The organism is bacterium (assembly GCA_024228115.1).
Taxonomy (GTDB): domain Bacteria; phylum Myxococcota_A; class UBA9160; order UBA9160; family UBA6930.
On record JAAETT010000242.1, the window covers coordinates 1 to 13,843 of the forward strand.

The 13,843-nt window shown below is 66.2% G+C and carries 10 protein-coding genes and 1 pseudogene; 5 read left to right on the top strand and 6 right to left on the bottom strand.

Features of this window, described 5'->3' with window-relative positions; translation table 11 throughout:
* Positions 1-125: 125 nt before the first annotated feature.
* Entirely contained in the window at positions 126-965 is an 840-nt protein-coding gene (locus tag GY937_11180) for an alpha/beta hydrolase (GenBank protein MCP5057273.1), read from the top strand.
* Between the two features lie 44 nt (positions 966-1,009).
* On the opposite strand, the gene GY937_11185 is transcribed toward GY937_11180, so the two are convergent.
* The 4 genes and pseudogenes from GY937_11185 to GY937_11200 form a co-directional block, all read right to left on the bottom strand.
* Positions 1,010-1,456 carry a hypothetical protein gene (locus GY937_11185; protein ID MCP5057274.1) on the bottom strand — a complete coding sequence of 149 codons (447 nt, stop codon included), beginning with the start codon at positions 1,454-1,456 and terminating at the stop codon, positions 1,010-1,012.
* A 241-nt stretch (positions 1,457-1,697) separates the two neighbouring features.
* On the bottom strand, positions 1,698-1,988 hold the full coding sequence (locus tag GY937_11190; protein ID MCP5057275.1) for a helix-turn-helix domain-containing protein: 291 nt from the start codon (positions 1,986-1,988) through the stop codon (positions 1,698-1,700).
* Positions 1,985-2,275 (bottom strand): annotated as a pseudogene (locus tag GY937_11195) (BrnT family toxin). Before GY937_11195 ends, GY937_11190 begins: the two are co-directional and overlap by 4 nt.
* Positions 2,276-2,491: 216 nt before the next feature.
* Positions 2,492-3,103, bottom strand: coding sequence for a TetR/AcrR family transcriptional regulator (locus GY937_11200; GenBank protein MCP5057276.1), 612 nt, complete (start codon positions 3,101-3,103; stop codon positions 2,492-2,494).
* Positions 3,104-3,256: 153 nt separating this feature from the next.
* Here GY937_11200 and GY937_11205 point away from each other — a divergent pair, with 153 nt between their 5' ends.
* The 4 genes from GY937_11205 (at position 3,257) to GY937_11220 (ending at position 10,871) form a co-directional block, all read left to right on the top strand.
* Positions 3,257-4,294, top strand: a complete 1,038-nt coding sequence (locus GY937_11205) for an MBL fold metallo-hydrolase (GenBank protein ID MCP5057277.1) — start codon at positions 3,257-3,259, stop codon at positions 4,292-4,294.
* A 3-nt stretch (positions 4,295-4,297) separates the two neighbouring features.
* Positions 4,298-6,325: a DUF3604 domain-containing protein gene (locus tag GY937_11210; protein ID MCP5057278.1), complete on the top strand. Its 2,028-nt coding sequence runs from the start codon at positions 4,298-4,300 to the stop codon at positions 6,323-6,325.
* Between the two features lie 16 nt (positions 6,326-6,341).
* Positions 6,342-8,381 carry a DUF3604 domain-containing protein gene (locus GY937_11215; GenBank protein ID MCP5057279.1) on the top strand — a complete coding sequence of 680 codons (2,040 nt, stop codon included), beginning with the start codon at positions 6,342-6,344 and terminating at the stop codon, positions 8,379-8,381.
* A 270-nt stretch (positions 8,382-8,651) separates the two neighbouring features.
* A complete protein-coding gene (locus GY937_11220; GenBank protein ID MCP5057280.1) occupies positions 8,652-10,871 on the top strand; it encodes an amino acid permease in 2,220 nt (739 codons plus the stop codon).
* Positions 10,872-10,932: 61 nt separating this feature from the next.
* Here the strand turns inward: GY937_11220 and GY937_11225 are convergent, their stop codons facing one another.
* Positions 10,933-12,069, bottom strand: coding sequence for a hypothetical protein (locus tag GY937_11225; GenBank protein ID MCP5057281.1), 1,137 nt, complete (start codon positions 12,067-12,069; stop codon positions 10,933-10,935).
* A 104-nt stretch (positions 12,070-12,173) separates the two neighbouring features.
* The gene (locus GY937_11230) at positions 12,174-13,247 is read right to left on the bottom strand and encodes an alpha/beta hydrolase (GenBank protein MCP5057282.1); all 1,074 of its coding nucleotides are present in this window, start codon (positions 13,245-13,247) and stop codon (positions 12,174-12,176) included.
* Positions 13,248-13,843 lie beyond the last annotated feature (596 nt).

The following is a 13,843-nucleotide window of genomic DNA, read 5'->3' on the forward strand; positions in this document are numbered from 1 at the left end:
CCATTGCTGAAGCGTCGCCCGCTGGCTCTTGCTGAGGTGAATCTCGGCTGCGACCCGCATCGTGCCCCTCTGGCCGTTCGCCGCGAGGGTAACGTGGATAGTCCAATAGTGCCCTTTATTTATGAATCATATCACTAGGGGCGCTCGGATCCGCGGCGACCCGACTGCGGAGCAATCCGCTCGTCTCGGTCGAGCCTGTCGGTTCGACCACCGTCCGCGTGCATCGCCCGCAGAACGGCGACGGTCGGCGATCCCCCGCCATCCTGTGGCTTCACGGCGGTGGCTTCATCGGCGGTTCTCCCAGTCAGGATGACGCGCTGTGCCGCCGCCTGGCGGATGAACTCGGCGTGGTCGTGGCGGCTCCGAAGTATCCCCTTTCCCCTGGCCATCGGTTTCCTGCCGCGCTCGAGATCGCCCACGAGGCCCTCGTCTGGCTGGCTTCACGCGACGACGTCGATGCCGATCGCATCGCGATCGCTGGCGCGAGCGCGGGCGGAGGCCTCGCGGCGCAACTCGCTCTGCTGGCTCGCGAGCGCGCCGAGGTTCGCCCCGTGATGCAGGCATTGGTCTACCCGATGTTGGACGATCGCACGGCGCTTCGGACCGACATCGATGAAAGCGGCTTCCGCCTGTGGAACAATCGCGGAAACCATCTCGGCTGGGCTGCCTATCTCGGTCGCGCGCCCGGCGACCCGGACGTCAGCCCGATGGCAGCGCCGGCGCGCAACAAAGATCTCGCCGGGCTACCGCCGACGTGGATCGGCGTTGGCGATCTCGATCTCTTTCACGACGAAGACGTGGCGTATGGTGAGGCGCTCCGAAGCGCCGGCGTCCCTTGCGAAACGCTCGTAGTCGAAGGGGTCTTCCACGGCTTCGACGGCATTCTCCCCAAGGCTTCGGCTACCGTCCGATTTCGCCGTTCGATGATCGACGCACTCCGGCACGCCTTCGGATCAAACGACTAGCATCCGGCCCTCGGCGGAGCGGGTACCGCGCCGACATGCGCCGCCTAGCGAGCGCCATACAGTCCGATCCCCAGGGCCAGCAATCCGAAGGGGATCGTGTATCCGGTCCACGAGACCTTCTTGGCGAGTTCGAAGAACTCGCCCTCGTCGGTGGCTCGTGCACGCTGCACGACCCAACGGATGCACACGAGGTTGGAGAGGACGGCAATCAGTCCGGCCACGACCTTCACGATCAAGAGCGGCGTCGCACCGGGCCACAAGCGGTAGAAGAGGACGGATCCCGTCAGCAGGACGATGCCGACCAGGGGCGCTTCGAAGTAGAGGTCGATCCGCTTGTGGGCCTCGGCCACGAAACGGCGGGTCGCCATGTCGTGGGCCAGCAACTCGACCACGACCTCCGCAGCAATCAGGCCCATCCAGGCGCTCGCTGCGACGATGTGGATCTGAAGCACGGTGATGTCCATGGCCGCCCCCTCTCTGCGGATCGCCAATCGATCGCCCGACAGGATACCGCTAGACCTCGGGTGTTCTTGTCTTCGCGGAAACCCGCAGGGTGCGGGGATTCCTGTGGGTCGTTCGGCCTGAAACGCCTCAAGACGCCCGCTCCCCGAACCGCCCAACGCCCTGAAGCCCTTGGGTTTCGGGGCGTTCCCACTTCGCCGCGGCGCCTTGCGGAACTGGGGGTCGCACGTTCGAGGCGTGCCGGGCGCGCCATGGGCCACGCGTCTTCAGTCAGGCGGCTGACTTCAGGTTTTCACGAATGATCCTCGGGTGTCGCGCTGCGATTCGAAGGAGCGCGACCGCGGGTCCTTCTGGCTTCCGTCGACCCTGCTCCCAGTTCCGCAGGGTATGAACGCTGATTTCGATGGCTTGAGCGAATTCTTCCTGCGTCAGGCCAACGAACTTCCTCAGTGCCACGATGTCCTCTCCGGACTCGAAGAGTCCCTGCATCAGCCGCTTTCGGAGGCGGGCAGGGATCGCTCGGTGGAGCTGCTCGTCGGTCAGTTCGGGGATGTCAGTCATTGATTTGCTCCCACATGTGAGTGGTACAAGGATTGTTCGTGCTTGTTCGCCAACCGCGCGCCGATGACTCTGATGAGTTCTTCATCCCGCTCCGTGTAGACGACGACCACGAGTCCTCAATCGATGGGGCCGATCGCGATGAAACGGTCTTCGACATCCGAATGCTCAGCGTCGAATATCTCGAGGTAGTCGACACCAGATTCGAAGAGTCTGCGAGCTTCTGCGAATGAGACTCCGTGTTTCTGCTGGTTGCTGCCGTCCTTCGCTTCATCCCACTCAAACTCCACAGGCTACAGACTAAGCCATTGGCGTAGTAAGTCAATGGCTTAGATGTCTTCCGCGTCTCAGCCGTCCGGATGGGACGCGGAGAGCGTCTTCGGACTGATTCCTGCTGTCTCGATCCCCAGACCTGCCGCGGTTCTCTTCGTCGCCGTCCATGATCGAATCTGCGGCGATGCCCTCGGCAGTGGCGCGCAGCTCTTCTCCCCCCGGCCCCTCGTTCGTCATGACTCCTCGTCGCGCTGGCTAGCAGCCGGTGGCCCTGCCATCGCTTCGAGCCAGGTGCGTACGATCTCGGCAACCCGCTGGTCGAGGTCGTCCGCGTCGGTACCGATGCGCTTCGCGTACGGTTCACGGAAGATGCGGTAGCCACGGAGCAGCGCTGAGATCGCCACCTGCAGCGCCTCGAGATCGTGGGCACGATCGATATCCCCGTCGATGACGTCCTGGCGCAGGCGGCTGAGCATCTCCTCGTATCGCGGCATCGGGTCGACGGTGTCGTCACCGTCGATGACGAGCAGAGCGCGCAATTGGCTGTCGTGGATCGTGTCGGTCGGCCGGAGGGCCCGAAGCCTCCGCTCGACGAAGGAGGCGCCCCGCCTGTCGGCGATCAGAGATTCGGCCACCGCTTCGAAGCGACGAGCAATCGCCGCGCGCAGCAGCTCCCGTCTCGAGCCGAAGTAGTGGTAGATGTTGCCACGATTGACCCCGGCACCGTCGGCGACCTCGCGGAGATTGAGACCGGCCAGCACGCCGTTGCGTCGGATGAGGTCGAGGGCGGAATCGATGAGTCGACGCTCGGTTTCGGCCCGATTTTGCTTTGTCTTCGTGGCCATCGATCGATTCGCCTTCTCCGGCCTGGCTTGCAAGAGGACCGGCCGACGGTCACACTCGCCTCAGTGGATTTAGCGAAACGCTAATAATATCTATCGCTGTGAGCAAGGCCCGCGACGACTCAGGGGAGAGGAAATGTTGAAGAAGGCCAAGTCTTGAAAAAGCTCTTCTCCGTCGTGGTCGCCTTGGTCGTGCTGATCAGCGCGGCCGCTGCTTTGGTACTCAACGTGCCCGCCGCCCAGGACGCGGTCTTCAAGCGCGCAGCGACCGCCGTTCTGGGACAGGCGCCCGCACCTCTGGACGGCATGCGCGTCATCGTCTGCGGCAGCGCGTCGCCGCTCGGCCGGGATCCCGAGCGCGCCCAGGCCTGCATCGCGGTGGTCACCGAAGAGCACTTTCTTCTGTTCGACGTCGGCGCGCGCTCACCCCTCAGGATGGCCCAGGCCCAGCTGCCCATGGCGCGCATCAACGGCGTCTTCCTCACCCACTTCCACTCGGATCATATTGCCGCGCTGCCGGACGTGAACCTGGCCTCCTGGGTACAGGGCCGACCCGCTCCACTCGACGTCTACGGCCCACCCGGGGTGCAATCAGTAGTGGATGGATTCAACGCCGCCTATGGGCTGGATCGTGGCTACCGCACGGCCCATCACGGCGCAGCGCGGCTGCCTCCCGAGCGCGGCGCGATGCGGGCTCAAGTGTTCGACCCGGGCGAGGTCGTCTGGCAGGACGACCTCCTCACCGTCACGTCGTTCGCCGTCGAGCATCCGCCCATCGAGCCTGCGGTGGGCTACCGGGTCGACTATCGGGGCCGGTCGGTGGTCATCTCCGGAGATTCCAACGCCGCCGACGGCCTGTTCACCGCCGCAAAGGCCGCAGACCTCCTCCTCCACGACGCGCTGTCACGTACCCTGCTCGACCCGATGATCGAAGCCGCGACGGAACTCGGCCTGCCAGTGTCAGGGATCATGACCGACGTCATCGACTATCACGCCGACGTGACGTTGCTGCCGGCCCGCGCGGCCGAGGCAGGCATCAAGCGTCTCGCACTGTACCACCTGGTGCCGGTCCCGAACGCGCTGACCGAGAGAATGTTCCTGCGCGGGCTGCCCGACGAGGTCATCCTCACGCGCGACCTGCACACCTTCGATCTGCCCGCGGACTCCAGCGAGATCCGCATCAGGGAGCCCTGAATCATGAGCCATCGTACACAGATCCTCAGCATCGGATCCCTCGCTTTGCTATGCGTGCTCGCCTCGTCAGGTTGCGAGGACATCGAGGACGCTCAGACGGCGAGCGAGGTCAGCTCGGGCCAGCCGAGCCGGCTTCAGGTGGACAACGTGGTGTTCGAGCCGAACATGGGCACGATGTCCCTGCGACCGGAGGCGAACCCCGAGCGCAATGTCTACTACGGCGATCTGCACGTCCACACCGAGTACTCCTTCGATGCCTTCGCATTCGGCACCCAAGCGACACCCCGCGACGCCTACCGCTATGCCAAGGGCGAGGCGATCCAGCACCCAGTGGGCTACGAGATCAAGCTGAGCCGTCCTCTCGACTTCTATGCCGTGACCGACCACGCCATGTTCCTCGGTGTCGCGAAGGAGGCCGCCGACACCAGCTCCGAGCTCTCGAGGCTGCCGGTCACCGACTTCATCCACGACCTGAACGCGCCGGACAACCGTGGCATCATGAGCCTCTCCACGCGCGCCAAGGTGTTCAGCAGGCTCGTGTCGGGTTTCATCGAGAGAATCGCGGCAGGAGAAGTCGAGCAGCAGGAAATCGATGACATATCGAAATCCGCCTGGCGCGACACGATCGAGGCGGCAGATGAGGCCTACGTGCCGGGCCGATTCACGGCCTTTGCCGGCTACGAATACACCTCGTCGACGAGCGAGCGCGGTAATCTGCATCGCAACGTGATCTTCCGCGGCACGGACGATCTGCCCGAGCTGCCCTTCTCCCGACTCAACTCACGGAACCCCGAAGGCCTCTGGGACTGGATGGATGCGCTACGAGCACAGGGCATCGAATCGCTCGCCATCCCCCACAACTCGAACGGCTCGAACGGCGCGATGTTCAAGCGCGTGAACTGGGCCGGTGAGCCGATCGACGAGGCGTACGCCGCACAGCGCATGCGCAACGAGCCGCTGGTCGAGGTGACACAGGTCAAGGGCACGTCGGAGACCCACCCTCTTCTCTCCGACACGGACGAGTGGGCCGGCTTCGAGATCATGCCCTACCGGGTTGGGACGAAGAGGCCGAGCCAACCCGAGGGCAGCTACGTGCGAGAGGCCTACCGCACAGGCCTCGAAGTCGCGGCCGGTGGCGTGGCGAACCCCTACAAGTTCGGCTTGATCGGCTCGACCGACACCCACGTGGGCGGCGGATCCGATCGCGAGGAGACCTACTTCTCGAAGACGGGTCTGATCGATGGCACACCCGAGCGACGCGGATCGATTCCCGCCGGTCGGCTGCTCGGGCTGGCCCTCCGCACCGTTGCTCCCGAGCTCGTGAACGAAGTCGACGGCACGACCTATCTGGAATTCAGTTCCTTCGAGTTCTGGGGCGCTTCGGGGCTGACGGCGGTCTGGGCCGAGGAGAACACACGTGAGGCGATCTACGAGGCGTTCCGTCGCAAGGAGACCTTCGCTACCTCGGGCCCGCGAATCAGGCTGCGCTTCTTCGCGGGGTACGACTTCGACGACGCTCTGCTCGACGCGCCCGACGGGTTGGCCCGCGCCTACGCCGAGGGCGTCACGATGGGTGCCGACCTCGCGGCAGACACCAACCGCGCACCGCGTTTCTGGGTGTGGGCGCTGGCCGATCCGGTGGCCGCACCGCTGCAACGCGTGCAGGTGATCAAGGGCTGGGAGGAAGGCGGCACGAGCCACGAAAAGGTCTTCGACGTGGCTTGCTCGGGTGGCCTCGCAGTGGATCCCGCGACCCATCGTTGTCCCGACAACGGTGCGCGGGTGAACCTCGCCGATTGCTCGTTCGACCCGGACGCCGGTGCCATGCAGTTGCGAACACTCTGGGAAGACCCGGAGTTCCAGGCCGATCAGGAAGCGTTCTACTACGTGCGCGCACTCGAGAACCCGACCTGCCGCTGGTCCACCTGGGAGGCGGTTCGCGCCGGCGTCGAGCCGCGAAGTGACCTGCCCACGACGGTGATGGAGCGCGCCTGGTCCTCACCCATCTGGTACCGGACGGACGACTCGTGAATCCTTTGGAGACGAAATGCTGAAGAAGATCCTGCTTGGGTTCCTGGGCCTGCTCGTGCTCGCTGCCGCCATCGCGTGGTTCACGATCGGCCGAAATTTCCAGAACGCCGATCGACTGTATGGGCGCGAGAGCGCGCCCGCCGACTATGCGCTCCAGGACGATTCGAAGGTCGATGCACCTGTGCCAGAGCCGCTGGTCGTCCAGCCGATGAACCCCCTCAAGAACGTCTACTGGGGCGATACCCACGTGCATACCCACGAGAGCTTCGACGCGAAGCTCTTCGGGACCACGCTCACCATCGAGGATGCCTATCGCTTTGCGAAGGGCGAGGCGCTTCGCAGCGATGGCGGAGAGCGGATGCAGCTCTCGCACCCGCTCGATTTCGTCGCCATCACGGACCATGCCGAGGGGTTCGGGAGCCGAACGCGTTGTGGCGACGCGAACCTCACGTGGCTCGAGTCTCTCAACTGCTCGGTGATGGAAACGCCCAACGTCGCCACCTTCCAGCTGATCCGCGGGCTCGCGAATACGCGCGCTCAGGAAATCCAGCCCGACCCCAGCGTGCCGGCAGGCGTGTATCGACCCAGGAAACGCGAACCCAACGATCGAAGCGCCGTTCCGATCTGCTCCCGAGGCGAAGGCGGCGTCGAGCGCTGCGAGCGAGATGCCCGAAGTGACTGGGCCCGCTACATCGCCGTGGCCGATGCCCACAACGAACCGGGCGTGCTCACGACCTTCGCCGCCTACGAATACTCACCCGTTCTCCCGGACTCCGGCAAACACCATCGCAACGTGCTCTTCAATGGCAGCGACTTGCCCGAGCACGCCATCTCATCCCTGGACGTGGGCAATGCCATCGACCTCTGGCGCGGCCTGGAGGACACCTGCACGGGTGACTGCGACTTCCTCACGATCCCCCACAACATGAACAAGGGATGGGGCCTCTTCTACAGCCGCTACACCTGGGACGGTGGAAGTTACGACGACGAGGGATGGCGGCTGCGCAAGCGTCGCGAACCCCTGGCCGAGATGTATCAGATCAAGGGTGCATCCGAGTGTGCGCTGGGCGTTGGCGCCACCGATGAGGAGTGTGCGTTCAGTCAGGTGCTCGCGCCTTGCGAGCAGGGCGAGGAGACTGGCTGCGCATTCGAAACCGGCTTTGCCAGGCAGGGGCTCAAGATCGGCCTCGAACTCGACCGGGAACTCGATTACAACCCCTTGGCGTTCGGAATGATCGGCTCGACGGACACGCACAATGGAAACCCCGGCGACGTCGAAGAGTGGGACTTCGTAGACAAGGTGGGCCTGATCACCTCGCCTGCCATTCGGCGGCTGCGGGATCGGCCGAACACGCCCCCTGACCAGAAGCCCTATGAATCGATCCTCAAGTTCCATACCTCCGGCGGCTTGGCCGCAGTCTGGGCCGAGGAGAACACGCGCGACGCACTCTTCGCCGCGATGAAACGCCGCGAGGTGTACGCCACGTCGGGGCCGCGCATTGCACTGCGCTTTTTCGCGGGCTGGGGCTTCGACGAGCGTGTCGCCACCGAGCCGGACCCCGTTGCCGTCGCGACCGCAGGTGGGGTTCCGATGGGCGGTGTGTTGCATCCGGCCGATGGCGAGACCGCGAGCCCCACCTTCTACGTGGCGGCGCTCGGCGACTGGATGAGCGCTCCCCTTCAGCGTATCCAGATCATCAAGGGTTGGATCGACGCGGAAGGGCAGACCCATGAGAAGGTCCGGGACATCGCCTGCGCCGACGGCCTTGAGGTGGACCCGACCACCCTTCGCTGCCCCGACAATGGCGCATCCGTCGACCTGACGACCTGCAAGCCGACGGCAGACTCCGGCGCCATGCAGCTGATGAAGGCCTGGAAGGACCCCGACTTCGATCCGACGCAGGGCGCCTTCTACTACGTTCGTGTCCTCCAGAACCCGACCTGCCGGTGGTCGACCTACGACGCGCTGCGCCTCTCGCGGGAGCCCGATCCGCGCGTCCCCGCGACCCTGCGCGAGCGGGTCTGGTCATCGCCGATCTGGATTGACGCCTCGTAGCAGGATTGGAGCAAGGACCCGGTTCGCTACGGCGGCCGATCTCGGTCACACGCACCGAGGCCCGCGACTCGGCTTGCTCGTGTTCCAGCACCGGAGTTGGTCGCTTGCCTTTCTCACCAAGGCTGGTGGCTGATGCTGCTCGGCCCAACTCCCTGGTACCCTGATCGGGAACCCGAGCCGGTCATGCCCGGCTCGCGAGCCAGAGCGAGCATCGATGGAACTTGTGCGAAGGGTCCCCCGCGTCGTTTCGAGCCTGCGAGGCGGAAGCGGGTGAGTGAGGACACCACACGCCATCTGGGTCTCCTCGGTGCGACGTCGGTGGGCGTGGGCGCGATCGTGGGCGGCGGCATCCTCGCGCTGGCGGGCATCGCATTCGCGACGGCGGGCCCCGCGGCCATCGTCGCCTTTGCGTTCAATGGATGCATCGCACTCCTCACGGCCGCGAGCTTCGCCGAGCTTGCGATCCGTTTCCCCCAGTCCGGCGGCACCTACACCTACGCCAAGCGCGTGCTGTCGATCGAGGCGGCCTTCGTGGTGGGCTGGGTCGTCTGGTTCGCGTCGATCGTCGCGGGTGTGCTCTACGCGCTTGGCTTCGCCGTCTTCGCGGCAGAGGGTGCGGCCCGCCTGCTCGAAGGGATGGGGCGTGACGCAGCCTGGCTAGGGGGCTCCGTGCTGCGCGGCGCGGTCGCGGTTGGGGCAACGGCATTCTACGGACTCATGCTGGTGCGCACGGCACGCGGTGGCGGCCAGACCGCGACGGCGGGCAAGCTGATCGTCTTCGCAGTGCTGGTCGCGGGGGGCGCCTGGGCCATGGGCCAGATGTCGACATCCACGCTGCTGTCGCGGCTCGATCCCTTCTTCGTCGGCGGATCTGACGGGCTGCTCCGGGCGATGGGATACACCTTCATCGCGCTACAGGGCTTCGACCTGATCGCGGCCGTCGGCGGCGAGGTGCGCGACCCGGAGCGGAACCTTCCGCGTGCCATGTATCTCTCGCTCGGGATCGCCCTGGGCATCTACATCTCGCTGCTCCTCGTGCTCATGACGGTCGGCACGCCCGACGGGGGAAGCATTGCCGAGGCTGCCGCGGCCAACCCGGCCGGTCTGGTGGCGGAGGCGGCCGAACGATTCCTGGGTCCGACCGGCTATTGGCTGGTGATCGGCGCCGGCGTGCTCTCGATGCTCTCGGCGCTGCAGGCCAATCTGCTCGGTGCGTCGCGTGTCGCCTTCGCGATGGCGCGCGACCGCACGTTGCCGCGGCCGCTCGGCCGCATGCGGGGAAGGAGCGGCACGCCGGCGATCGCCGTGGGGGTGACGGGCGCGTTGTTGGCCGCCCTCGCGCTCGTCGTGGGCGATGTCTCCGCAGCGGGGGCGGCGTCGAGTCTCATCTTCCTGCTCTCCTTTGCCATGGTGCACGGCGCCGCCATCCTTGCTCGCCGCCGCTCGGGCGAGCGCAGCGTCCCCTGGCTTCCGCTTGCGGGCGGTCTCCTGTGCCTCGCTCTGGCGGTGTTCCAGACCTTCGCGGTACCGCAGGCGGGCGCCATCGTGTTGTCGTGGCTCATGCTCGGCGGTGCGTTCTACTTCCTGTGGCTGGCTCCGGGCGCCAACCTTGCGGACGCCTCGGCCGAGGCGCGCGATCCCGAGCTCGCCCGGCTGCGGGGCCGCAGCCCGCTGGTGCTGGTGCCCATCGCCGACCCGACCAGCGCCGCGGTCATGGCCGGTGTGGCGGCGACGGTTCGTACGCCGGGGACGGGGCGGATCCTGCTGTTCTCCGTGGTGCAAGAGCTCGACGAGGTGCCGGCCGACGGGCATCCGGCTCTCGCAGATGCACAGGGCATTCTCGGGGAGGCGCTGCGCCGGAGCTTCGAGCGCGCCACGCCAGCCGAAACCCTCTTCACCGTCGCCCCCGACACCGTGGCCGAGATCCTGCGGGTCGCGAGGCTGTACCGTTGCGAGACCGTTCTCCTGGGGGCGCCGCGGCTCGAAGGCGGCAAGGTCGGTCCGCGTGTCTCCGAGTTGCTGCTCGGTCTCGATGCCGACGTCGTGCTCGTGCGGGCGCCGCATCGCTGGTGCGTGGCCCAGGTGCGGCGGGTGCTCATACCGATCGGCGGGGTCCGCGATCACAGCCGGGTGCGTGCGCGCCTGCTCGCGAGCCTGAGTCGCACCGACGAATGTGCCCTCACCTTCCTGCGCACGGTTCCGCCCTCCGCCTCGCCGGAGGAGCGGCTGCGTGCCGAGCGTGAGCTGCGCGTCCTCGCGCGGGACGAGGCGGGCGGGCAGTTCGAGATCGTCATCGAAGACGCCGTGGATCCGCGCGAGGCGATCCTGCGCCGCGCCGCGGAGACCGATCTCGTCCTGATGGGTCTGCAGCGGGATCGTCGTGCGGGCCGAGCGATCGGGCCCCTGGCCCTGGCGATCACGACCGAGAGCGAAGTTCCGTTGATCTTGATCGGCGCGCGCCGCGTTCGCGGCTTCGGTCGGGGCGGCTAGGCCAGGCAGTCGGGCCAGACGCTACAGGCCCGGCGCTCCAGGCCCGAAGCAGGGCGGGCCTTCAAGCGGATGTGAGCGTGGCGACCATCCGCATCTCGAGGGACTTGCGGATGACCCGGTCTCGGGCGGCCTCGGCGCGGGCGCTCCACGTCTCGCTGAGGGTGGCCTCGCGAAGCAGCCCGGTGAGCTTGCGGAAGGTCGCGCGGATGGGCTCGGTCGTGACCTCGGGGAGGGCCGGCGGCTCGCTTGCGGAGAGGGCCTGGAGCGCCGCCTCGTCGCCAGCGGCGACGGCCTCGCAGCCACGCCCCAGTTCGAGGTAGAGCCACTCGAGCGCATCCTCGCCCGGCAGTATGCACGCGCCGTGGGGCATGCCCAGGGTGTCGAAGACCCAGGCCTGCTCTGGGCCCATCTCGGAACGGAAGTGCCACTCCTGGCCCGGGTCGGGCAGAAACGTCCAGATGTCGTTGACGCTCTTCTCCTCGTCCCGTTCGAGGAAGGAGGTGACGGGCAGGCCGTAGCGGAGCTGGTGGCGTTTGGCGTCGAGGGTGCGCCGGTCCATCAGGACGAGGGGGCGCGTCACCTGCTGGATCGGGATCCAGAGGTTCAGGAGGAAGAGCGACGACGTGTCGTTGCGCCCGTCCGGGGTCTGGTGGCGGAAGAGCTGCGGGGCGGCGCCCTTCATCATCTGCTTCAGCGGTGTGCCGAACACGTCTTGATCGCCGTGGATGCCCATGGCGCCGCCGTGGCCGTTGGCCCCGTCCATGCCGCCAGGGTTCACGTCGAGCCCGTTGGGCCCGGCCCACCGCAAGATCATGCCGTCGTCGGCAACGTGCTGGATCTCGAGCGCCTTGCCGCCGGTCAGCTCGAAGCGCGCACCGTTCACGTTCTCGCGCACCGCGCGCGCCGTGGCGTCGGAGAGAAAGTCCTCTTCACGAATCGTGGCGAGGGCGGCCTGCAGGCCCGGGTGGCCCGAGAGGTCGATGGCCTCGAAGCCGGCCTGCTCGAGCTCCGGGGCCGGAGCGCCGGGTGTCGCGTCCTCCTGGATCCGGCAGGGCCGGAAGTCGAAGACGTCCTTGTGCATTCGGCCGAAGGGCTGGGTCTTCGCACGGAGGAGGCTGGGGCGCTCGTTGTCCGCGAGCACGTGCTCGGCCCGGGTGAAACCCAGCGGAGCGGTGATCGAGGTGGGTGCCGAGGGCATCTCTCGATGCTACAGCGGCGGTCCTCGGCGTGCCGGCACGGCCTGGGAACCGAACGAGGGTCGCCTGGCCGCCCGGCGGGGAGTGCGGAGTCGCCTCGGGCCGTTCAGAGAGTCGCCGGCGCGCGAGCGAAGACGTCATCGAGGAACCGGATCATTACGTCGAGGGCCGCGGGCGCGTCGGCTTCGAAGTTGGTTCCGAGTACTGTGTTCGAACCTGAATCCAGGAACGCGTGCGACCTCCCCTCGTATTCCCAGTACTCCGCGGGATGGCCGGCCGATTCCAGCTTCTGGAGGTAGGCCTTGACGGACGCTGGCGTGACCAGCGGGTCGTCGGTTCCGACGGTCAGCAGCTGCGGGGGGAGCAACCGCTCTGCTGCGTGTGGAATGTTGTGGACGGGAGATAGCGCGCGGTAGAGATCAGGATGTTCGGCCACGTTGCGGTCGTTCCCGAACACACCTCTTGCGAATGAACCACTGAAGAGCCAGAAGGGGTTCCAGAAGCTCTCGAATCCGTCGACGGCTCCCTGGAACACGTCGAATGCGCCGTAGCTGAGGATGGCAGCCTGGACGCCGACGCCACCCTGCGCGGAAACCTCTTCCGCCGTCTTTCCGGGCGGCAGGTAGCTGGGTTGGAAGTTCAGCGACGCCTCCGAGAAAGGTGCTGAGCTGAGCCGATCCCCCAGGTTGACGACCATGGCCGACAGGTGTCCGCCCGCGCTGTCTCCAGTAACGGCGATCCTGGTCCCATCTCCCTCGTAGCGTCCGATGTGGTCCTTCACCCAGAGCACGGCACCAAAGACATCATCGACGATCTGGTTCAACGTTACGGAATTGCCATTGTCCGCGAGCAGTCGATAGTCGACGTTGCAGATGACGTACTCGCTGTGCGTTGCCAGGTAGGCAGAGGCCTGATCCATGATCGACTTGTCATTGATCAGCCATCCGCCGCCATGGAACATCACGATGACCGGATACGAGCCCTTGCCTGACTTCGGCGTGTAGATGTCCATGCTGAGGTCGAACCCGTCCGGGGATGCCCACAGGACATCCTCGACCAGCGTGTATCGGTCGGGATCGTTGTTCTGCCGCAACTCATGGTGCTCGGAACAGGACGACAGGGCGAGCGCAATGAGCAGGAAAGGCAGCAATGCCTCGCGGAAGGTTCTGGTGGCACGCATCTCGATCGCCGTCCTCGAATCGTCTGCCCGAACCGACTTGGCTCCCATTGAGATCACCTCCTTCTGGCGCCCGCGTTCACGATCGGAATGCTCACCGGCCGGCAAGCCTCTCCTAGATATTAGGCACGCGAGAGAAATCCGCGAAGACGACGTAGATCACCAACACGGAGAGCGAAATCCTCTCTCTCCGTTGCTCTCTCGTTCCGAGCGTGGTGAGAGCCATTGGCCCTTCGGCTGATCGACGAGATGTCGCTCGAACCGACGTTTCAGGTCCTCGCACGATCGATGTTCCACGTTTGGCGACACCGTTGCAGCGCGCCCGGCTCACTGGAGTCAGAGACTTCAGCCCGGCGGTGCCACCACTACGTAGACGACCGCACCTGCTTGGATTCGAGGTTGGAACCAGGTGCTGCCGCAGGCCAGGTAGCTGAGGCCACCCACACTTGCGTCCTGGCATCCCGAGGGCGGCGTGGCGATGGTCATCCCGATGGGGATGGTCGCCGCGGCCGGAGCCGCGGCGGGGGCGACGACCACCGTGGGCGCCGGCGCGACCACGACAGCCGCCGGAGCGACCACGGCGACGGGTGCCACGGCCG

Excerpts from the sequence above, each read along its gene's own strand:
- GY937_11210 (MCP5057278.1), top strand. The coding sequence starts at position 4,298 with ATGAGCCATCGTACACAGATCCTCAGCATCGGATCCCTCGCTTTGCTA.
- GY937_11215 (MCP5057279.1), top strand. The coding sequence starts at position 6,342 with ATGCTGAAGAAGATCCTGCTTGGGTTCCTGGGCCTGCTCGTGCTCGCT.
- GY937_11230 (MCP5057282.1), bottom strand. The coding sequence starts at position 13,247 with ATGCGTGCCACCAGAACCTTCCGCGAGGCATTGCTGCCTTTCCTGCTC.
- GY937_11225 (MCP5057281.1), bottom strand. The coding sequence starts at position 12,069 with ATGCCCTCGGCACCCACCTCGATCACCGCTCCGCTGGGTTTCACCCGG.
- GY937_11200 (MCP5057276.1), bottom strand. The coding sequence starts at position 3,103 with ATGGCCACGAAGACAAAGCAAAATCGGGCCGAAACCGAGCGTCGACTC.
- GY937_11190 (MCP5057275.1), bottom strand. The coding sequence starts at position 1,988 with ATGACTGACATCCCCGAACTGACCGACGAGCAGCTCCACCGAGCGATC.